An 18188-nucleotide genomic window follows, 5' to 3' on the forward strand; every position below is an offset into this window, starting at 1 on the left:
GTCGGACCGCCCGTAGGGAGAGGGGACCTATCGAGGGATATTGACGCGATAAATCGACCTGAAAAATCTGGTGTGAATCTATAACCAGGTTGATCCGGCACTGAGGGTTGGCTTGGTCTACAGTGACTTTTTCATCCCACTTCACAAGGACGTGAAGCATGCAAAATCGCCCTACTTTCGAACAACGCCAGTTTGCCCGCCACTTGCGCACCTCCCAGACGGATTGCGAACAACTGCTCTGGCAGAAGCTGCGGGCGCGGCAGGTGGCGGGGCTGAAATTTCGCCGGCAGGCGCCGGTTCCGCCGTTTGTGCTGGATTTCTATTGTGTGGAATTGAAGCTGGCGGTGGAGCTGGATGGGGGGCAGCATTTTGAGGAGGCGGGAGAAATTCATGACCGGCGGCGTACGGTTTATCTTCAGCGGCTGGGGATTGAGGTGGTGCGGTTCAGCAATCTGGAGGTGATTCGGCAGATGGGGGATGTGCTGGAGCAGATTGTGCGGGTTGCGGAGGTTTTGAGAGCGCGATCCTGATCCGAAAAGCGCCCTCACCCCAGCCCTCTCCCGGAGGGAGAGGGAGCCGATCGGGGGATATTGTCGGAATACATCGACCTGAAAAATCTGCGGTGAATCCATAATCGACTCGGTTTTTCAGGTCGATGCTTGGAATCCATAATGGACTCGGTTTTTCAGGTCGATGTACCTCTTAAGACACCTCGGTCGGCTCCCTCTCCCCCGGGGAGAGGGCTGGGGTGAGGGCCAACGGTCGACGCAGAATGCACGACAGTCCCGGAACCCATAATCGAATCTGTGTCTCAGGCCAATGCTTGGAATCCATAATCGACTCGGTGCATCAGGTCGATGTACCTCTCAAGACACCTCGGTCGGCCCCCTCTCCCTCCGGGAGAGGGCTGGGGTGAGGGCCAGCGGTCGACACGGAATCCATGAGCATTCAAGATCCCAACCGCGCCCACCCCGCCACCAGCTGCGCACTGATACTCACCCCGCCACAAACAATGACCACCACATCATGCGCCCCCGCCAGCGTCGGATGGTCGAGATACGCCACCGCCAGCGAAACCCCGCACGCCGGCTCCACCAACTGCCGCAGATCACTGGCATAACGCACCACGCCCATGATCGCGTCGTCATCTGACAGCACCAGACACTCATGATCGAACTCGCCGATATGCTCTACCGGCCAAGCCGCCACCTGGGCGGCGCCGAGGGAGGTGGCGACGCTGTCGATACGGCTCAGACGCACCGGATGGCCAGCCTGGACGGCGGCGGCGAACGAGGCAGCGCCTGTAGTTTCGCAGGTGATGATGCGGCAGTCTCGGCGATCATGCCGTAGCAGCCCGGTGAGAATTCCCGCCAGCAAACCACCGCCGCCGACCGACGTGACCACAGTATCGACCTGCGGGCAGTCGTCGAGGATTTCGTCGACCATCGTGCTGTGCCCTTCCCACAGTACCGGGTGGTCGAAGGCCGGCACGTATTCGGTGTCTGCCGCGCTGGCCAGTTCCCGCGCTCGCTGGTTGGCCTCGTCCCAGACTTTGCCGTGGACGATAACCTCCGCGCCGGTGCGGCGAATACGCGCGCGGGTCGCTTCCGGTGTGGTGTGCGGCACCACGATGCAGGCTTGCAGGCCCAGGCTGACGGCGGCCACCGCCGTGGCCAGTCCGGCATTGCCGCCGGACGGACACACGACCTTGCGCTTGCCCTGCGCCGCTGCCTGACTGCACAACAAGCCCATCCCGCGCAGCTTGAACGAGCCGCACGGTTGCAGGTTTTCCAGCTTCAGCCAGATGCGCCGGGAAGCGGTCGACAGGGTCGGATGGAGGATCAGCGGCGTGCGGATGTGCAGCATGGCGGACTCGCGAAGCGGCGGCTCGGATGATCGGAACGTCTCTGCCTGAAGTTTAGTCCACGCCCCTGCCACCAGCTAAACGCCGGGGATCGTGCCGGGATCTACACTGAACGGAACAGCCGTGAGGTGCTTATGAAAATGTCTGCGCAAATGACCGTGGTCGCAGTGCTCGCCACCCTCGCCTATCTGGGCCTGGCGATGTGGGGCATCGGTGGCGTGGCGGTGTTCTTTTCTCACGGCGCTCTGGTCGTGGTGGCACTGGCCACGCTGGCCATGGTGGTGGCTTCGCTCTTTACGGAAGTGAACCTGAGTACCGGCGAACGCGAGGACCGGGCCAATCGCTGGGTGATTCCGGCGTTTGCCGTGATCGGACTGGTCAGTGCCTTTCTGCCGGCTTACTGCGACCGCATCGGTTTCTGGACCATCGGCCGCGAAGGTACCCGTTGGCTGGGCGCGTTGCTGTTTATCGTTGGGGGTGGATTGCGCTTGTGGCCGGTGTTTGTGCTCGGCCATCGGTTCAGCGGGCTGGTGGCGATTCAGCCGGGGCACCGGTTGGTCACCGAAGGCATCTACCGGCATCTGCGCAACCCCAGTTATCTGGGGCTGGTGATCAATGCGATCGGTTGGGCGCTGGCGTTTCGCTCGGTGGTCGGCCTGTTGCTCGCGGCGCTGACGCTGATCCCGCTGATCGCCCGCATCCACTCCGAAGAGGCCCTGCTGCGCACGCAGTTCGGTGCCGAATACGACGCCTATTGCGCCCGCAGCTGGCGCTTGGTGCCCGGAGTTTATTGACGTTGCAGGCGCAACTGGCCGTCGCTGTCGATGCTCAGCGCAATGTCGCGGTAACTGGTGATGGTCGCGTGTACGGTTTCCAGAGGATGCTGGTGAGTCGTGGTGATGATCATCAACGGCGCACCGGCGGCTTCAGCGGCCTGAATGCCGACAGTGGCGTCTTCGAAAATCAGGCAGTCCGCCGGTTCCAGGCCCAAGCGTTTGGCGGCCAGTCGATAACCGGCCGGATCCGGTTTGCCGGCGGTCACGTCTTCAGCGGTGATCATCACCGCAGGCTCCGGAATACCCGCCGCCGCCATCCGCCGCAATGCCAGATCCCGTGGCGCCGAGGTCACCATGGCCCAGCGATCCGCCGGCAACGATTTGAGAAACGCTGCCGCGCCGGGGATCTCGACGATGCCTTCGACGTCTTCGATTTCCGCCTCGGTGATGAACGCCGCTTGCGCTTCGGCGTCCACGCCCGGCAGGTTCAAACGCGTGATGGTGTCGATGGCGCGCACGCCGTGGATGGTCGGCAGGAACGTTTCGACGTTCACCCCGTGGCGCACGGCCCAGGCGGACCAGATCCGCTCGGCGGCGGCGATGGAGTTGAGGACGGTGCCGTCCATGTCGAACAGGAACGCGCCGAACGCGCGGTTGAAAACAGCATCGTGAGAAGACAAAAGATCACTTCCTCGCAAGGGGCCGGGCAACGATGCCCGGCAATGTAGCACTTGCGGGACGCTTCAGTGCAGACGCGGCGCCTTGGATTTGAACGCACCGTCAACACAGTCGAGCAACTGGCCGATGGCCCACGGCTTCTTGATGAACGCCACCGGATGCTTCACGCCCGAGGTTTCCGGCGTTTCATAACCGGACATGACCATCACCGGTTTGTCCGGCCAGCGCTCGCCGACCAGATTGGCCAGGTCCGCCCCGTTGAGGGTGCCGGGCATGGTGATGTCGGTGAGCAGCAGCGCGACTTCCGGCGCGTGCTCTTCCAGGTATTGCGAAGCCGCATCGGCACTGGTCTGCGGTTCGACCTTGAAACCTTCCTCCTGAAGAATTTCGCACAGAAACTCCAGAATCAACGGATCGTCCTCGACTACCAGAATCAATCCGCCAGGAAGGTGCGCGCTCGACGTCGAAATTGGACACATGAACTGGCACTCCCTGAATTGCATGAACGATTTAGCGGCTTGAATCCGCTGCTTATCAGGTATGAGCAGCACCTTCTACAGAAATTCATTTTTGATACAGGTCTTTTCGATAACACTGGGTCAACGGGCAGTCGCCGCCGCGTAATTGCGGTTAAAATGCGCGCCCTTTTGCTGGCCGATCCTGATTGATGAACCCTCAAGCCCTCGCCGTTCTCCACGCCCACCTGCTCACCGCGCTGACGTCGGCACCCGCCGAAACCCGGCGCCTGTTCCATGGGCGCGGGCGTTGCTGGCTGGGGCTGGAGCAAGTCACCGTGGACTGGCTGCAAGGCGTCGTGCTGGTGTCGCTGTTCAAGGAGCCCGAGGCTTCGCAGCTGGACGACCTCAAGCGCCTGCTGCTGGAAATCACCGGTTCGGAGCCATGGCAGCAGTCCGGCGCCCACACTTTGTTGATCCAGCACCGTTACCTGCCGCAGAGCACCGCCGAATGGGTATTGGGTGAAGAGATCGACGAAATGACCATCGTCGAGGGCGGGCTGAAATATCGGGTGGATCTGGGCCGCAAGCAGAACACCGGGCTGTTCCTCGACATGCGCTACGGCCGCAACTGGGTGCGCGAACAGGCGGCGGGCAAACGGGTACTGAACCTGTTCGCCTACACCTGCGGCTTTTCGGTGGCGGCCATCGAGGGCGGCGCCAGCCATGTGGTCAACCTCGACATGTCCCGCGCCGCGCTGAGCCGGGGCCGCGACAATCACCGGCTGAACGGGCATGACCTGAGCAAGGTGAGTTTCCTCGGCCACGACCTGTTCAAGTCCTGGGGCAAGGTGATCAACAGCGGCCCTTATGATCTGGTGATCATCGACCCGCCGTCGTTTCAGAAAGGCAGTTTTCTGCTGACCAAGGATTACCAGCGCGTGCTGCGTCGTCTGCCGGAATTGCTGACTGCCCAAGGCAGCGTGCTGGCGTGCATGAACGACCCTTCGTTCGGCTCCGACTTCCTGATCGACGGCGTGACCCAGGAAGCGCCGAGCCTGCGCTTCGAGCAGCGGCTGGAAAATCCGCCGGAGTTTCCGGATATCGACCCGGAAAGCGGTCTGAAGGCGCTGCTGTTCAAGCAGATCGGCTGACCCGCTCAGCGCGGCCGCAACACCAGCGCAAACAACTCGCCATGCCCGGTGACGTTGAGCTTGTGATAGAGATTGCGCCGGTGCACCTTCACGGTCTCCGGCGAAATGTTCATGTGCTGGGCGATGGCCTTGCTGGAAAAGCCCTGGAGAATCAGACGCGCCGTATCGATCTCGCGCGCGGTCAGACGGGCGTCGAAGCGGTCGAGCAGCGCCGCAATATCGCCGACCGGCGCCTCGACCGCCGCACCTTGCGGCGGCATCAACTGCACATGCCGACGCATCGCTGACAGCACCCAATCCCGCACGCAGAGCAGGCGCCCCTGCTCCTGCAAACTGAACGCCGTCGAACGGCCCATCGACAATCCGAGCACGCCGTCGTCGAGGTTGACCAGAAATTGCAGCTCATCTGCGCCGACCACCGAGCGGAAGTAACTCTGGTAGTACTCGCTGTGCAGAAACTGGTCCGGCGCAACCGACGCGAGGCTGTGCAAACCATCGGCGATCCCGGCGCAGGCGGCCTGATAGAACGGATCGAGCAGGTACATGCCGGCACAGTAACCGGCCAGTTCTTCCTGCTCGTCGGCGCGACCCTGGCTGTCGAAGTCGATCAGCAATTGCGGCGGGCGCCCCGTCTGCATCACCGCCACCAGCGCATTGTCCAACGGCACCAGCAACCGCAGCGTATCGACCAGCGCCCGCCAGAAACCGTCCTGACCGACCGTGGCGAACACCCGCGCCAGGCTCTGGTGCACCGGCAATTCCTGCAGCAACGCGTCCACGCTCTACCCCTTTTGAGTAACCCATGATGGGAATGGGTGCGGCGCGGCCCGCCCGATAGGCTGACCACTCCTGTTCATCACCGGCCTGCCAACAGGCCAGGAGTGCCGCATCATGCGTGGTCATCGTGGGTATATCAACCTGGGTCTGATGGGCATTTTGTCCGCGGCGCTGAGTGCGCAGGCAGCCGATGCGCCGAGCGTGCATGTCTATAACTGGTACGACTACATCGGCCCGAACACCCTGCATGATTTCAAGCGTGACAGCGGTATCGAACCGGTCTACGACACCTTCGACAGCGCCGAAGTCCTGGAAGGCAAACTGATGACCAGCCGCAGCGGCTACGACGTGGTGGTGGCGAGCAATTTCAGCCTGCCGACCCTGATCAAGGCCGGCGCCCTCGCCCCGCTGCCCCGCGACCAACTGCCCGGCTGGAAGAACCTCGACAACGACCTGCTGAACAAACTGGCCAATAACGACCCCGGCAACCAGTACGCCGTACCTTATCTGTGGGGCACCAACGGCATCGGCTACAACGTCGACAAGGTGCGCGCCATGCTGGGCGACAAGGCCCCGGTGGATTCGTGGGACCTGGTGTTCAAGGAAGAGAACCTGGCCAAGCTCGGCGAATGCGGTGTGGCGATGCTCGATTCGCCGTCGGAAATGCTCCCGGTCGCGCTGCATTATCTCGGCCTGCCGCCGAACAGCACCAACGCCGAGGACTATCAGAAAGCCGAAGCGCTGCTGCTGAAACTGCGCCCGCACATTGCCTACTTCAACTCCTCGAAATTCATCAGTGATCTGTCCAACGGCAACATCTGCGTGGCGGTCGGCTGGTCCGGCGCGATGCTCGAAGCCAGGACCACCGCCGAGCAGGCCGGCAACGGCGTGAAGATTCAGTACAGCCTGCCGAAGGAAGGTGCGCCGGTGTGGTTCGACACACTGGTCTTGCTCAAGGACGCACCGCATCCGGCTCAGGGTCTCGCGTTCATCGACTACCTGCTGCGGCCCGATGTGATTGCGCCGGTCAGCGATCACCTGTCCTACCCCAACGGCAATCGCGCCGCCACGGCGCTGGTTGCCCAGGCCACCCGCGACAATCCTGCGGTGTACCCGTCAGCCACGGCGATGGCCACGTTGTACACCCTCGAACCCTTGCCCAAAGCCACCGAACGGGTGCGTACGCGGGTGTGGAGCAAGGTCAAGAACGGTCAATAAAAGCCCTCGAATCACTGCCTTCAACAGAGAGAACATCAATGAAACCACGTGCCCGCGATCTCCATATCCGCATCGGTCAAATGCAACCCGGCCCGCTCAACGCCATCACCGACGTACCCGGCGTACGAATCGGCCATAGCAACGTACGCGGCCGCACTGCCAGCGGTCGTGACATTTGCAGCGGCGTCACCCTGATCGAACCACGCGCCGGTTCGACCAACGCACAACCGTGTTTCGCCGGCGTCCACGTACTCAACGGCAACGGTGACGCCACAGGACTGGAGTGGATTCGCGAAGCCGGCCTGCTGACCAGTCCGATCGCCTTCACCAACACTCACAGCCTCGGCGTGGTGCGCGATGCCTTGATCGAACTGGATCGCGCGCAGCAACCGGACGACGGTCGGCTCTACTGGAACATGCCGGTGGTGCTGGAAACCTTCGATGGCTTGCTCAACGACATCAACGGCTTTCATGTGAAGCCCAAGCATGTGGCCGAAGCGATGAGCAATGCCGTTGACGGCCCGGTGCAGGAAGGCGCGGTGGGCGGTGGCAGCGGCATGATCTGTCATGAATTCAAGGGCGGGATCGGCACCGCATCACGCCGCTTGAGCAAGGCTCAGGGTGGCTGGACAGTGGGTGCCATCGTCCAGGCCAACCACGGGATTCGCAGCGAATTGCGGGTCGATGGCTACCCGGTCGGGCGATATATGGAACAGGTGGATTCGCCGTTCCTGCGCGCTTCGTTGCCACATCCGGGCATGGGCTCGATCGTAGTGGCCCTCGCCACCGATGCACCGCTGTTACCGCATCAATGCACGCGACTGGCGCAACGGGCGAGCCTCGGTCTGGCGCGTACTGGCGGTGGCAATGAGGATCATAGCGGCGACATCTTCATCGCCTTCGCCACCGGCAACGGTCATATCCCGCCCGCCGCTTACGAAGGCAAAGGCGCGTCGACTTGCGACGGCTTGCAGATGGTGAACAACGATCACATCAGCGAGTTGTTCCTGGCGGCGACCGAGGCGGTTGAAGAGGCGATCATCAACGCCCTGCTGGCCAGCGACAGCACCGAAGGCAACGGGCATTCGGTGCCGGGGCTGGATGCCGGGACCCTGCTCGCAGCTCTCGAAAAAGCCGGCTGGCCGGGCGCTCGCTGACATTCAGCGGAACAACCCAAGTCCGAGTTCGCGCGCCGCCTGCAACTGCATCGCCGGATCGCTCGACTCGGACTCCAGCAACAATGCCGAGCCCGCCACCGTCGCCCCGCAGTAATCGAAAATCCCGTGATCGATCTGCGTCTTCATCGCCGCGCCGTAGCCGTGGCGCTCGTAAGTGCGCACATCCGCTCCGCCGAGTCCGACCAGGTGTACGCGCAATCGTCCAAGTTTTTTCAGCGTCTTGTCGCCGTCGAAATCGTACGCCCAGCCATTGCTGAACACCCGGTCGATCCAGCCCTTGAGCAGCGCCGGCATCGACCACCAGAACACCGGATAAACCAGCACCAGCGCATCGGCTCGGTCGATGCGCGCCTGCTCGTCCAGTACGTCTTGCGGTGGCGCGGATTCGCGGTGATGCACCGCCCAGTCGGCCACGCCAAAGCGCGGATCAAATTCTTCGGCGTGCAGGTCGGCGATTTCGAAGGTGTTGGAGGGATCGCTTTCCGACAGGCCTTTGGCAATCTGCTGCGCCAACGCGTGGGTCAGCGAACGTGGATCATCGTGATCGACAACAATCAATGCGTGCATGGGGAAATCTCCGGTTGGTGATTGCTGACCAAGGGCTTACCCTTGCGAAAAGCTACGATTGGTAATCTACTACTAGTAAGTTATCTTCAGTAAGTTACGTTTGGTATATAAGCGATGTCAACCACTGAAATCCCAGAACCCGCACAACCCCGTCGACGCCTGTCACGGGAAGACCGCCAGCGCCAGTTGCTCGACATGGCTTGGCAACTGATTCGCGAAGAAGGCACCGATGCCCTGACCCTCGGCTATCTGGCGGAAAAGGCCGGCGTGACCAAACCGGTGGTCTACGACCATTTCACCACCCGCGCCGGTCTGCTCGCGGCGCTGTATCAGGATTTCGACCGGCGCCAGACGGCGCTGATGGACGCGGCGCTGGCCAATGCCGAAGCGACCTTGAGCGGCACTGCGACAGTGATTGCGACGGCGTATGTCGATTGCGTGCTGACCCAGGGCAACGAGATTCCGGGAGTGATTGCCGCCTTGGCAAGCACGCCGGAACTGGAGAGGATCAAGCGCGAATACGAGGCGATCTTTCTGGAGAAGTGCCGCAGCGTGCTCTCGCCTTTCGCTGACGGAGCAGAGATCGCTCAGGCAGGATTACGCGCCATGCTCGGTGCCGCCGAAGCCCTGTCGCAAGCAGCCGCCACCGACGAAATCAGCGCCGAACAGGCCCGTGACGAGCTGTTGGCAACCATCATTGCGATGGTCGAAAGAGCCGCCGCACGCGCTACCCAGGCAGGTGACTGACGGTACTTGAGCGCATCAGCCCACCTTCCTACGATGGAACTACGCAGTCGCTTGGTCCGCCAAGCCGTTGCGTAGGTGCGGGTGCTCTGAACCCCAATCAAGCCCGCACCTGGCTTCATGCGCATCTTGAGCCTCGCGGGCTCTACTTCCTCCCCATCAAAGAGTCTTGAGGCTCTTTTTTTGTCTCTGAAAATCAGCGTTCGGGTTCGCGGCGGATCGAACGCCACGTGGCCTGGGCCAGCAATTCGCGATAAGCCTTCGGACTGCCCTGCACTCGCCCGGACAACCACGCGCGGCAATAGCTGTCGGCCTGACCGACGATCAGCGATGGCAGCAGTTCCGCCGGGCATTCATTGAGCTCAGCCACGCGCCCGGACTCGGCCAGCCAGGTACGCAGGCCCAGATTGCGGGTCTTGTTGCGCTCGGCCAGTTCATCCTTGTGCGGCCCCCGGGTCACGGCATAACGCGCGTGATACTGGAACCGCGCCCATTCCGGTTGGTTCTCGACCCAATCCACATAGCTGTAGACCAACGCCTGCACGCCCTCTTCGGTGGTCGTCGCGTCAGCCAGATAGGCGTCGCGCAGGCGCGCCTGATCCTCCAGCGCGGTGAAGAACAGCGCGGCCACCAGCCCTTCCTTGTTGCCGAAATGGTGGTAGATCGCCCCGACACTGGTGTCGCACTCGGCACGGATCATTTCGATGGTAGTGGCCTCGATGCCCTGCTCGTTGAAGAGGCGCAGGGCCTTGCGAAAGATGTCGCGCTTGAGTTCGGCGCGGCGGCCGGGGTAGCTGCGTTCGAGTAGATCTGCGGTGTCCATGAGCCTTGAAAATCCGGGTAAAGGGCACATCCGTGCCGATGATCGAAACACGCACAGGTTGACAGATTTCCCGCGGACAGAATACCGTTCCGTTACAGAACAATATTCTGTAACGGAACATGATTCTGTAAATCCATTTACTGCGAGGCTTCATCCATGAGTCAGTTTCTCAGCATGTTCAACAGCGTCGGTTCCCAGGCATTCAGCCAAATGGCCTGCCAGGTCGCGCCGTACTTCAGCACCATCAATCCGCTGGTGACCGAGTTGCGGGCAGGTTCGGCGCAGGTGCAAGTGCCGTTTCGCCGCGAGATCACCAACCACCTCGGTACCGTGCACGCAATCGCCCTGTGCAACGCTGCCGAATTGGCGGCCGGGATGATGACCGACGTGTCGATTCCCGCCGGCGCGCGCTGGATTCCAAAAGGCATGACCGTCGAATACCTGGCCAAGGCCAAGACCGACGTGACCGCCGTGGCCAACGGCGAAGGACTGGACTGGCAGACCGAAGGCGACAAGATCGTGCCGGTGGATGTCCACGACGCCGAAGGCAAGAAAGTGTTCACGGCGCGGATCACCATGAACGTGAAACTGTCCTGAAATCACCGGCACAAAAAAGCCCTTGCTGCGCTGATCGCAACAAGGGCTTTCGTCGTTTCAAAGGGAAGGGATCAGTGAACGGTCAGACGCTGACGAACAAATTCTTCGGTGCGGCGAGTGACCTGATCCAGATGCCGGTCGCGCTGTTTCTCGGCATCGAGCATTGCCCGCTTGCCGTGCTTTTGCAGCAAGTAGGTGTGGATCTGCTGCACTTCCAGCGAACGGTAGATCGGCGTCGTGTCGATAAAACCGCGCAGCCCGTTGCTGCGATAGTGCCGGGTGCTCATCAGCACCTGCGTCTCCAGTTGGCCCAGCACTTCAAAGCCCAGCGCCTCGAAATACGGCACCTTGCCGACGCTGCAGGTCAGCTCGGCATGGGGGTAACGCGCCACCATGTCCGCGATCAGCGAACGGGCTACGCCCTGACGTCGATGCCCCTCGCGCACTGCCAGATAGGCCACGTTGCACGCCTCCCAATCACCCTGCACCGGCAGGTACAACAGGAAGCCGATCACCTGCTCCGGATCATCGTCATCGGTGGCCACCAGCAGTTCCACCTCAGTGCCCTTCTCGCCGTTCAACGCCTCCAGATACAGATGCACCTCGTAGCCGACCGCGTACTGATAGACGTTGTACAACAGGTTGCTCGGGCCGAGGCCGATGGCACTGATGTCGGTCAGGTTGTCGACCACCATCTGCAGGATCTGACTGTTGACGCCTTCGGGGCATGGGGATTTGTAGTGGGTGATGCGGGGCATGGCGGGGGAACTCCGGCGGTAAAACACAAGTTGCCGGGTAGGTTGAGCGACCGGCGAACCGCGACATCATACCCTGTGCAAGCCTGACAAAAATTTCATCTGCCCGAGAACGGATCTTTCGCCGATTTGGCGTCCAATTTTTCAGCTGCGTTCATTTTCCGACGCACGCCTTGAGGAGCTGCCATGAACGTTCTGCGTTGCGCGAAAACAATGAAATGCTTGCTCGCTGCCGCGCTGGTGGCGATCACCCTGTCGGGCTGTGTCGTCGAACCGGTTCGCCCGCATCGGCCACCACCGATCGTCGAAGTGGTTCCGGTCATGCCTGCGCCGGGTTATCACTGGGTCGCCGGGCATTACCGCTGGGCCGGCAACCAATGGCGCTGGATGCCGGGACATTGGCGGGCGTATTGAGGCCCTTCACTGCGCGGGGGCAACGACCTTGAACTTGATGTCGATGTCCTTGGACACCACGGTGTCCGCCCACTCCCCCGCGCCAAGGCCGAACTCGTCGCGCTTGAGTACCAGTTCGCCGTCGAAAATGCCGATGCTGCTGTCGGGTTTGAGTTGCACCGGCACCTGCACCTCACGGGTGATGCCTTTGAGGGTGAGGTGGCCGTCGACCAGATAACGGTTGTCGCCGGCCGGGCTGAAGCGGGTCGATTCGAACACCGCCACCGGGAATTTATTGGTGTCGAACCACGCCGGTTTCACTAACTCGGTGTTGGCATCTTCACTGCCGGCGTCGATGCTGGTCAGGTCGATGTGCAGCGTGGTGCGGGCGCTGGCCAGGTTGTCGCTGTCGAAATCCAGCATCGCGTCGAACTTGCCGAAGGTGCCGTACATCTGCGAGCCCATCTGGCTGTAAGTGAAACTGATCTGGCTGGCGGTGGTGTTGACCCGGGTGTACTCCACCGCATTCGCAGCAGGGATGAAGGTCAGGCAAGACGCGGCCGCCAACAACAATCGAATCGACATGCAATGCTCCGGTGCCCGATGGGGCTCGAATGACTTAAGCAAACATCCGTCACTTGCGCCAGCCCCGCCAATGTCGACCCTAAACGCTTCGTCACACCAGCCGCTCGATCTTCTGATGCTTCCAGACCCGTGTGTAATACAGCGTCTGCAACACCAGCATCCCCAGATACGCGATCGGGAACGCCATCCACACGCCCTGCAAACCGAACTGCCCGTCCAGCCAGTAGGCCGCCGGCAACTGCACGCCGAGCACACAGATGATCGCCACGCCCACCGGCACCAGCACCGTACCGCTGGCGCGCATGATGCCGCCGATGATCGCCTGGAAACCGAAGATCAACAGGCTCCACAACATGATGTGCAACAGATGCTCGGCCATCTCCCGGGTCGAGTCTTCGGTCAGGAACAGCCCGAGCAACCAGTGCGACAACAGGTAACCCGCCAGGATCAAACCACCCGTCAGGCACACATTGATCCACAACCCGGTGCGCAGGATCGGCCCCATCCGCTCCAGCCGTCCGGCACCGATCGCCTGAGCGCCGAGGATCGACGCGGTGATCGCAATCGACAGCGCCGGAAACTGCACGTAGTTGACGATCTGCGTCACCGCGCCATAGGCCGCCGTCGCCTGCGAGCCGTGCTGGTTGACCAGCGCCAGAATCACCAGCTCCGACAGCGACAGCACGATCATCTGCACCCCGGTCGGCAGACCGATGCGCAACACCTTGCCGAGAATCGCGCCGTCCAGTCGCAGCGCCGCGAAGAACTCGCGATCCGGCGCCAGCGGATGGCCCTTGCGGATCAGGCTCCATGACAGCCACGCCATCGCCGCCAGCGTACCGGCCAGACCGGCGAACGCCGCGCTTTGAATCCCCAGTTGCGGCAAGCCGAACCAGCCGCGAATGAACGCCGGGGTCAGCGCGAGCCCGACCACGGTCGACAGCAACAGCGCCAGCATCGGCGACAGCGTGTCACTCACCCCGCGCAACAACTGGGTGAACAACACGTACACCAGCACAACCGGCAAGGTCCACATCATCACCCGGGCATAGGCCACCGCATCATCCAGCACATCCGCCGGCGTGCCCAAACCCTGCAATGCCTCACGCGCAAACACACTGCCCAGCACCGCCGCCACCAGCCCGATCAACACCCCCAGCAACAACGTCGCACCGGCAATCGCCTTGACCATATGCGACTCACGCGCCCCCCACGCCTGACCGATCAGCACCCCTGCCCCGGCGCCCAGACCGATGACCAGCGCAATGAAGAAAAAGATGATCGGAAACATCCCGGACACCGCCGCCAGCGCCTGCGTGCCGAGCATCTGGCCGATGTAGATGCTGTTGACCGTGCCCGACATCGATTGCAGGAAGTTCGACAGCACCATCGGGGCCAGGAACAGCAGGTAGGTTTTCCAGAGGGGGGATTGAGCGGGGGTTTGCATTGAGGGTCCGTCTCGGGTGGGAGCTGATGACAGAGTCTAAGGTATGCAATGCGGTTCAGGTCGTACCCGTTTGCATTAAAACTTCGTAATCTGCACCCCGACCAATCTGCAAAGCCTCTCCATCACGACAGGAAGTGAATCCCTCCCATGCGCCGTTCCCCGTTTCTGCTGAGTTGCACCTTATTGACCGCTCTGGCGACGAGCGTCCACGCTGGCCCCGCGCGCTCGCCCGAAGTGGTGCAAGGATTGGTGAACACCCTGAACGAACGCCTGAACATCGGCGACCTCGTCGCCCTGACCAAATGGGACAGCGGCAAGCCGATCCAGGACAGTCCCCGTGAGGCGCAGGTGATCGACAACGCCCGCAAGCTGGCTGCCGAACGCAAGCTCGATCCGGAAGACGTCGCGCAATTGATTGCCGCGCAGATGGAGGCCAACAAACTGGTGCAGTACGGTTTGCTCGCACAATGGCAAGCGGCCGGTGCCGCGCCGGACACGCCGCGACCGGATCTGGGCAAGCAGATTCGCCCGCGTCTGGACGAGTTGCAAACCCGTCTGCTGCAGCAATACGCCGACTTCACACCCTACCGTCACGATCCGAACTGCCCGGCGTGGCTGGCCAAGGCGCGTACCGGCCTGACCCGTGATGCGCTGCATGATCTGGCCCTGACCCGCGCCACCGGAGAGCTGTGCATTCGGCCGCTGGTGCCCTAGAACAAGGGTCCTGGCATTCATTGCTGGCGTCGATAGTCACCATCGACTCAATGAAGTTCTCTAAAAAAATCCGCGGCGTAACATCGGCTCCATACCAAACAAACAACACCCCGGAGCACACGATCATGAAACGCCAAATCCTTCTCGGCATCGCTTTCTCGGTTCTTGCAGTCAACGCTTTTGCAGCCAAACCCGCCCACACCATGATCGCCGAAGGCGGTTCGGATCGGTTGATTGAAAGTCGCTTGGCCGAGGGTGGTTCGGATCGTTTGATCGAACGCCGTGTTGCTGAAGGTGGCGCTGATCGTCTGATCGAACGTCGCGTGGCTGAAGGTGGTTCGGATCGTCTGATCGAACGCCGTGTGGCTGAAGGTGGTTCGGATCGTCTGATCGAACGCCGTGTGGCTGAAGGTGGCGCTGATCGTTTGATCGAACGCCGTGTGGCTGAAGGTGGCGCTGATCGTTTGATCGAACGCCGTGTGGCTGAAGGTGGCGCTGATCGTTTGATCGAACGTCGTGTTGCATAAGTAAGCTGCGCATATAGAAAAGCCCGGCCTGATCAGCCGGGCTTTTCTTTGCGCGCGTTTTTTGCGTTTGCTGGGTAAGCTCCCAGTCCGACGCTGCGAATTTCAGGTTTCCCATGGACATTGAACGACTACTGAAGAAAAAACAGCTCAACGTGCAGGAGCAAAACGCAGTCGTTGCGCATCGTTTGATGCTTTGCGTCAGTGAATGGCGCAAACGGGGTGTGCCTGTCGCCTTGACTCGGTACGGAGAATCCCAAGGCATCGATTGGTCTTCGTCCATCGTGCTGGAACTGGAAATCGACTTTCCCGGCATGCCTCGCCTGTTCGGACTTTTGCTGGATCAAAACGAATGTTTCATCGCATTTGAAATCGATACGGACGCCTCCCATGAACACATTGAGTCCGTGGATCGCTGGGAGGACGTCTCATCGATGCAAAATACTTCGACATCTAATCCGGGCAAAGGTAAAGGCTTTGCCTCGATCGCGTTGGACGTGAAGCGTCAGCTTGTTTGATCGCTCTTTGCGCAACGCTCACTCTTCGGAGTCTTGAAGCCGTCACTGGTTGAGTATCTACGCCTCATCAAAAGGAGCACTCATTGAACATGGGCCCGAAAACCGAAACGCTGATCAAGGTACTGAATGAGCTAATCAGTGTTTTGGAAAGCGACGGAGAAGCGCACTGGAGCGCGTGGATGCGAAAAGCTCGCGCACGATTGCTGGACTCCGATTATTCCGGAATCACGTGGCTGCTCTCGGCCTATGGCGGGATGGGGTCCTTCAATGATGTCGTGCTCGGACAAACCAGCATCAACGGTGCATTTGCCTGGAAGCGCGGCTATGGCGAACTGAATGTAAAATTTGCCGAACTCCGTGAGCAAGCCTACGAGCTGGCCAATGAAATCAAACACATGCCGCGATAACGGCATTCATTGCTGGCGTCGATAGTCACCATCAGTTCAATGAAGTTCTCATAAAAAATCCGCGGCGTAACATCGGCTCCATACCAAACAAACAACACCCCTGGAGCACACGATCATGAAACGCCAAATCCTTCTCGGCATCGCTTTCTCGGTTCTTGCAGTCAACGCTTTTGCAGCCAAACCCGCCCACACCATGATCGCCGAAGGCGGTTCGGATCGGTTGATTGAAAGTCGTTTGGCCGAGGGTGGTTCGGATCGTTTAATCGAACGTCGTGTGGCTGAAGGTGGTGCTGATCGTTTGATCGAACGTCGCGTGGCTGAAGGTGGCGCTGATCGTTTGATCGAACGTCGCGTGGCTGAAGGTGGCGCTGATCGTCTGATCGAACGCCGCGTTGCCGAAGGTGGCGCTGATCGTCTGATCGAACGCCGTGTGGCTGAAGGTGGTTCGGATCGTCTGCAAGAACGCCGTGTGACAGAAGGTGGTGCGGATCGCCTGATCGGACGCCGCGTCGCATGAGTCAAGTGTTCCACCGCTGTACAAACATAAAGCCCGGCCTGATCAGCCGGGCTTTATGTTTCGCTACAACGGCTGTGCCTATGACTCACATACGATATTGATCAATACCCTTCTCTAAAATCTCTATCGACCTCACGAGGTGCTTTATCGACTCAACAGAGGATACATGCTTAGCAATCAAAACTCTCCGTGTGTCTGAAGAAGCAAACTTCTTCAAACCAGGAAAATCCTTATCAAAGATTGTTCGCAGTTCCAACTCACTACATTTTGAACTATCAAACTCGCTCCGACGCCAGACCAAACGCACATTAAATACCGGCGCAGACTTTGTAGAAGCTTTTGTCACGCGGTAGAGTTCAAGAAAAACCGCCCAGCTTCCACCGCTCATTACCGACTGAAATTTTGGCGGCATAAGACAAATCCAGTAACTACCCTCTTCGATACAATCCGGCGTCAGCGAAGGGATAGCTTTGATGATGCTTGGCAGCATACTGGCTACGCCACGAATATTGAGTAATCGTTCACAAACCGTTCTATTTTGCGCACGAAACAAGATTAGTTCACCAAGCACTCCATCTAAGGAATTTGCTACCCAACGTGTAATGGAATGTCCTTTCAACTCCCTTAATGCACCGATAACACTAGGATGAGCCAATACAATATCTGAAGACAGTTCCGAAATCTCCGTATTTACCGGGCTTTCCCACTTCGTTACACTTTGACAATAAGATGCCAACAACTGCGCCGATGCATTTCCCCGATCCACCTGAAACCTAGCCCTATTGGCAGAAGCTTCCAGCCATTGATAATCTAAGAGTGCCCACCGATTGCCTAGACTAGCCAAGTGTGCTTCAGAATATGCATCCAGATCTTTATCCAACACGACGAAAGCAAAATCATAGCCAGCAAATGTTTTATTTTTTCCTAACTCCCCCTTCACAGCCTGCACGTATTTATCAAGCTGTACCGAGGTCAAAGAAGATTTAACTTTATTTTCAATGGTTATCAATATCTTATTTAGCGGATCCAAAAGAAACAGGTCAAGCCTGCCACTATCGGCCCCACCGTTCGTCTTTATATGAAGTTCACGAGTTAAAAAAGCAGCACCAAAACTGGTTGTGCGTATCTTTCCGGGCGTCCACTTTGCAAAGAACTTCTTATTATCCCGAATGCAATCATCACTGGCGGCATGAGCAGCTTCAAGAAAATCTTTAATCACCGCATCACCCTGCGAATGCCCCTCATTCGGAGTCATGCACCACTCCAACATTCGGGAGTTCTGATTTTCATACAGCTTCAAAACTTCAAACATATCGTCGGTAATCTTGTTCAACTCAATTAACTTGAGCAACCGAGGATCACGTAAAAAAGAATATAACTCTTGCGCTTCCATACCTGCCCTATTCCCTTTTTTCTCATGACAAGAGCGTGTTCACATCGTAACGCTCACAAAAAGCCCGGCCTGATCAGCCGGGCTTTTTCACGTCCAACCGGTGC

Annotated in this window: 23 protein-coding genes; 13 read left to right on the top strand and 10 right to left on the bottom strand. The window is 59.7% G+C overall.

Annotation, left to right across the window (positions count from 1 at the left end; translation table 11 throughout):
* Positions 1 to 158: 158 nt before the first annotated feature.
* Positions 159 to 530 carry an endonuclease domain-containing protein gene (locus tag ABFB52_RS18330; protein WP_129974121.1) on the top strand — a complete coding sequence of 124 codons (372 nt, stop codon included), beginning with the start codon at positions 159 to 161 and terminating at the stop codon, positions 528 to 530.
* A gap of 418 nt (positions 531 to 948) precedes the next feature.
* Here ABFB52_RS18330 and ABFB52_RS18335 read toward each other — a convergent pair whose 3' ends face one another.
* A complete protein-coding gene (locus ABFB52_RS18335) occupies positions 949 to 1866 on the bottom strand; it encodes a pyridoxal-phosphate dependent enzyme (RefSeq protein ID WP_129974120.1) in 918 nt (305 codons plus the stop codon).
* A gap of 132 nt (positions 1867 to 1998) precedes the next feature.
* On the opposite strand from ABFB52_RS18335, the gene ABFB52_RS18340 reads away from it, so the two are divergent.
* Entirely contained in the window at positions 1999 to 2658 is a 660-nt protein-coding gene (locus ABFB52_RS18340) for an isoprenylcysteine carboxylmethyltransferase family protein (protein WP_085654273.1), read from the top strand.
* On the opposite strand, the gene ABFB52_RS18345 is transcribed toward ABFB52_RS18340, so the two are convergent.
* Positions 2652 to 3320: an HAD family hydrolase gene (locus tag ABFB52_RS18345; RefSeq protein WP_129974119.1), complete on the bottom strand. Its 669-nt coding sequence runs from the start codon at positions 3318 to 3320 to the stop codon at positions 2652 to 2654. The two genes, ABFB52_RS18340 and ABFB52_RS18345, sit on opposite strands and share 7 nt — an antisense overlap.
* 63 nt (positions 3321 to 3383) lie before the next feature.
* Positions 3384 to 3797, bottom strand: coding sequence for a response regulator (locus ABFB52_RS18350; RefSeq protein WP_085746029.1), 414 nt, complete (start codon positions 3795 to 3797; stop codon positions 3384 to 3386).
* A 188-nt stretch (positions 3798 to 3985) separates the two neighbouring features.
* Here ABFB52_RS18350 and ABFB52_RS18355 point away from each other — a divergent pair, with 188 nt between their 5' ends.
* A complete protein-coding gene (locus ABFB52_RS18355; protein ID WP_129974118.1) occupies positions 3986 to 4927 on the top strand; it encodes a class I SAM-dependent methyltransferase in 942 nt (313 codons plus the stop codon).
* A gap of 5 nt (positions 4928 to 4932) precedes the next feature.
* Here ABFB52_RS18355 and ABFB52_RS18360 read toward each other — a convergent pair whose 3' ends face one another.
* On the bottom strand, positions 4933 to 5706 hold the full coding sequence (locus tag ABFB52_RS18360; protein WP_129974117.1) for a helix-turn-helix transcriptional regulator: 774 nt from the start codon (positions 5704 to 5706) through the stop codon (positions 4933 to 4935).
* A gap of 112 nt (positions 5707 to 5818) precedes the next feature.
* Here ABFB52_RS18360 and ABFB52_RS18365 point away from each other — a divergent pair, with 112 nt between their 5' ends.
* Entirely contained in the window at positions 5819 to 6922 is a 1104-nt protein-coding gene (locus ABFB52_RS18365; protein WP_129974116.1) for a polyamine ABC transporter substrate-binding protein, read from the top strand.
* Positions 6923 to 6960: 38 nt separating this feature from the next.
* Complete coding sequence (locus ABFB52_RS18370; RefSeq protein WP_129974115.1) at positions 6961 to 8079, top strand: P1 family peptidase; 1119 nt, start codon at positions 6961 to 6963, stop codon at positions 8077 to 8079.
* 3 nt (positions 8080 to 8082) lie between these two features.
* Here the strand turns inward: ABFB52_RS18370 and ABFB52_RS18375 are convergent, their stop codons facing one another.
* Complete coding sequence (locus ABFB52_RS18375; protein ID WP_102687805.1) at positions 8083 to 8667, bottom strand: NAD(P)H-dependent oxidoreductase; 585 nt, start codon at positions 8665 to 8667, stop codon at positions 8083 to 8085.
* A gap of 114 nt (positions 8668 to 8781) precedes the next feature.
* Between ABFB52_RS18375 and ABFB52_RS18380 the strand changes: the two genes are divergently transcribed.
* The gene (locus ABFB52_RS18380) at positions 8782 to 9414 is read left to right on the top strand and encodes a TetR/AcrR family transcriptional regulator (protein ID WP_129974114.1); all 633 of its coding nucleotides are present in this window, start codon (positions 8782 to 8784) and stop codon (positions 9412 to 9414) included.
* 193 nt (positions 9415 to 9607) lie between these two features.
* Here ABFB52_RS18380 and ABFB52_RS18385 read toward each other — a convergent pair whose 3' ends face one another.
* Positions 9608 to 10234 (bottom strand): TetR/AcrR family transcriptional regulator, encoded by a 627-nt coding sequence (locus tag ABFB52_RS18385; protein ID WP_085746022.1) that lies wholly within the window; start codon positions 10232 to 10234, stop codon positions 9608 to 9610.
* A 156-nt stretch (positions 10235 to 10390) separates the two neighbouring features.
* Between ABFB52_RS18385 and ABFB52_RS18390 the strand changes: the two genes are divergently transcribed.
* Positions 10391 to 10831 carry a hotdog fold domain-containing protein gene (locus tag ABFB52_RS18390; protein WP_011334899.1) on the top strand — a complete coding sequence of 147 codons (441 nt, stop codon included), beginning with the start codon at positions 10391 to 10393 and terminating at the stop codon, positions 10829 to 10831.
* A gap of 71 nt (positions 10832 to 10902) precedes the next feature.
* Here ABFB52_RS18390 and ABFB52_RS18395 read toward each other — a convergent pair whose 3' ends face one another.
* Positions 10903 to 11589, bottom strand: coding sequence for a GNAT family N-acetyltransferase (locus ABFB52_RS18395; protein ID WP_085746020.1), 687 nt, complete (start codon positions 11587 to 11589; stop codon positions 10903 to 10905).
* Positions 11590 to 11772: 183 nt separating this feature from the next.
* On the opposite strand from ABFB52_RS18395, the gene ABFB52_RS18400 reads away from it, so the two are divergent.
* Entirely contained in the window at positions 11773 to 12000 is a 228-nt protein-coding gene (locus ABFB52_RS18400) for a YXWGXW repeat-containing protein (protein ID WP_085746019.1), read from the top strand.
* A 6-nt stretch (positions 12001 to 12006) separates the two neighbouring features.
* On the opposite strand, the gene ABFB52_RS18405 is transcribed toward ABFB52_RS18400, so the two are convergent.
* On the bottom strand, positions 12007 to 12564 hold the full coding sequence (locus ABFB52_RS18405) for a YceI family protein (RefSeq protein WP_085746018.1): 558 nt from the start codon (positions 12562 to 12564) through the stop codon (positions 12007 to 12009).
* A 91-nt stretch (positions 12565 to 12655) separates the two neighbouring features.
* Positions 12656 to 14011: an MATE family efflux transporter gene (locus ABFB52_RS18410; protein WP_085746017.1), complete on the bottom strand. Its 1356-nt coding sequence runs from the start codon at positions 14009 to 14011 to the stop codon at positions 12656 to 12658.
* Positions 14012 to 14158: 147 nt separating this feature from the next.
* Between ABFB52_RS18410 and ABFB52_RS18415 the strand changes: the two genes are divergently transcribed.
* The 5 genes from ABFB52_RS18415 (at position 14159) to ABFB52_RS18435 (ending at position 16691) form a co-directional block, all read left to right on the top strand.
* Positions 14159 to 14725, top strand: coding sequence for a chorismate mutase (locus ABFB52_RS18415; RefSeq protein WP_085746016.1), 567 nt, complete (start codon positions 14159 to 14161; stop codon positions 14723 to 14725).
* A gap of 125 nt (positions 14726 to 14850) precedes the next feature.
* Positions 14851 to 15252, top strand: a complete 402-nt coding sequence (locus ABFB52_RS18420; RefSeq protein WP_346836089.1) for a hypothetical protein — start codon at positions 14851 to 14853, stop codon at positions 15250 to 15252.
* 113 nt (positions 15253 to 15365) lie between these two features.
* The gene (locus ABFB52_RS18425) at positions 15366 to 15767 is read left to right on the top strand and encodes a hypothetical protein (protein ID WP_085746014.1); all 402 of its coding nucleotides are present in this window, start codon (positions 15366 to 15368) and stop codon (positions 15765 to 15767) included.
* Positions 15768 to 15856: 89 nt separating this feature from the next.
* A complete protein-coding gene (locus tag ABFB52_RS18430) occupies positions 15857 to 16174 on the top strand; it encodes a hypothetical protein (protein WP_129972730.1) in 318 nt (105 codons plus the stop codon).
* Positions 16175 to 16289: 115 nt separating this feature from the next.
* Positions 16290 to 16691 carry a hypothetical protein gene (locus ABFB52_RS18435; RefSeq protein WP_129972729.1) on the top strand — a complete coding sequence of 134 codons (402 nt, stop codon included), beginning with the start codon at positions 16290 to 16292 and terminating at the stop codon, positions 16689 to 16691.
* 85 nt (positions 16692 to 16776) lie between these two features.
* Here ABFB52_RS18435 and ABFB52_RS18440 read toward each other — a convergent pair whose 3' ends face one another.
* Positions 16777 to 18084: a PD-(D/E)XK nuclease family protein gene (locus tag ABFB52_RS18440; RefSeq protein WP_085746011.1), complete on the bottom strand. Its 1308-nt coding sequence runs from the start codon at positions 18082 to 18084 to the stop codon at positions 16777 to 16779.
* Between the last annotated feature and the right edge of the window lie 104 nt (positions 18085 to 18188).

The sequence above is a fragment of the Pseudomonas sp. 9.2(2024) genome (assembly GCF_039695385.1).
GTDB classification, from domain to species: domain Bacteria; phylum Pseudomonadota; class Gammaproteobacteria; order Pseudomonadales; family Pseudomonadaceae; genus Aquipseudomonas; species Aquipseudomonas paraglycinae.

Excerpts from the sequence above, each read along its gene's own strand:
- ABFB52_RS18330 (WP_129974121.1), top strand. The coding sequence starts at position 159 with ATGCAAAATCGCCCTACTTTCGAACAACGCCAGTTTGCCCGCCACTTG.
- ABFB52_RS18335 (WP_129974120.1), bottom strand. The coding sequence starts at position 1,866 with ATGCTGCACATCCGCACGCCGCTGATCCTCCATCCGACCCTGTCGACC.
- ABFB52_RS18340 (WP_085654273.1), top strand. The coding sequence starts at position 1,999 with ATGAAAATGTCTGCGCAAATGACCGTGGTCGCAGTGCTCGCCACCCTC.
- ABFB52_RS18350 (WP_085746029.1), bottom strand. The coding sequence starts at position 3,797 with ATGTGTCCAATTTCGACGTCGAGCGCGCACCTTCCTGGCGGATTGATT.
- ABFB52_RS18355 (WP_129974118.1), top strand. The coding sequence starts at position 3,986 with ATGAACCCTCAAGCCCTCGCCGTTCTCCACGCCCACCTGCTCACCGCG.
- ABFB52_RS18365 (WP_129974116.1), top strand. The coding sequence starts at position 5,819 with ATGCGTGGTCATCGTGGGTATATCAACCTGGGTCTGATGGGCATTTTG.
- ABFB52_RS18370 (WP_129974115.1), top strand. The coding sequence starts at position 6,961 with ATGAAACCACGTGCCCGCGATCTCCATATCCGCATCGGTCAAATGCAA.
- ABFB52_RS18375 (WP_102687805.1), bottom strand. The coding sequence starts at position 8,667 with ATGCACGCATTGATTGTTGTCGATCACGATGATCCACGTTCGCTGACC.
- ABFB52_RS18380 (WP_129974114.1), top strand. The coding sequence starts at position 8,782 with ATGTCAACCACTGAAATCCCAGAACCCGCACAACCCCGTCGACGCCTG.
- ABFB52_RS18385 (WP_085746022.1), bottom strand. The coding sequence starts at position 10,234 with ATGGACACCGCAGATCTACTCGAACGCAGCTACCCCGGCCGCCGCGCC.
- ABFB52_RS18390 (WP_011334899.1), top strand. The coding sequence starts at position 10,391 with ATGAGTCAGTTTCTCAGCATGTTCAACAGCGTCGGTTCCCAGGCATTC.
- ABFB52_RS18395 (WP_085746020.1), bottom strand. The coding sequence starts at position 11,589 with ATGCCCCGCATCACCCACTACAAATCCCCATGCCCCGAAGGCGTCAAC.
- ABFB52_RS18400 (WP_085746019.1), top strand. The coding sequence starts at position 11,773 with ATGAACGTTCTGCGTTGCGCGAAAACAATGAAATGCTTGCTCGCTGCC.
- ABFB52_RS18405 (WP_085746018.1), bottom strand. The coding sequence starts at position 12,564 with ATGTCGATTCGATTGTTGTTGGCGGCCGCGTCTTGCCTGACCTTCATC.
- ABFB52_RS18410 (WP_085746017.1), bottom strand. The coding sequence starts at position 14,011 with ATGCAAACCCCCGCTCAATCCCCCCTCTGGAAAACCTACCTGCTGTTC.
- ABFB52_RS18415 (WP_085746016.1), top strand. The coding sequence starts at position 14,159 with ATGCGCCGTTCCCCGTTTCTGCTGAGTTGCACCTTATTGACCGCTCTG.
- ABFB52_RS18420 (WP_346836089.1), top strand. The coding sequence starts at position 14,851 with ATGAAACGCCAAATCCTTCTCGGCATCGCTTTCTCGGTTCTTGCAGTC.
- ABFB52_RS18425 (WP_085746014.1), top strand. The coding sequence starts at position 15,366 with ATGGACATTGAACGACTACTGAAGAAAAAACAGCTCAACGTGCAGGAG.
- ABFB52_RS18430 (WP_129972730.1), top strand. The coding sequence starts at position 15,857 with ATGGGCCCGAAAACCGAAACGCTGATCAAGGTACTGAATGAGCTAATC.
- ABFB52_RS18435 (WP_129972729.1), top strand. The coding sequence starts at position 16,290 with ATGAAACGCCAAATCCTTCTCGGCATCGCTTTCTCGGTTCTTGCAGTC.
- ABFB52_RS18440 (WP_085746011.1), bottom strand. The coding sequence starts at position 18,084 with ATGGAAGCGCAAGAGTTATATTCTTTTTTACGTGATCCTCGGTTGCTC.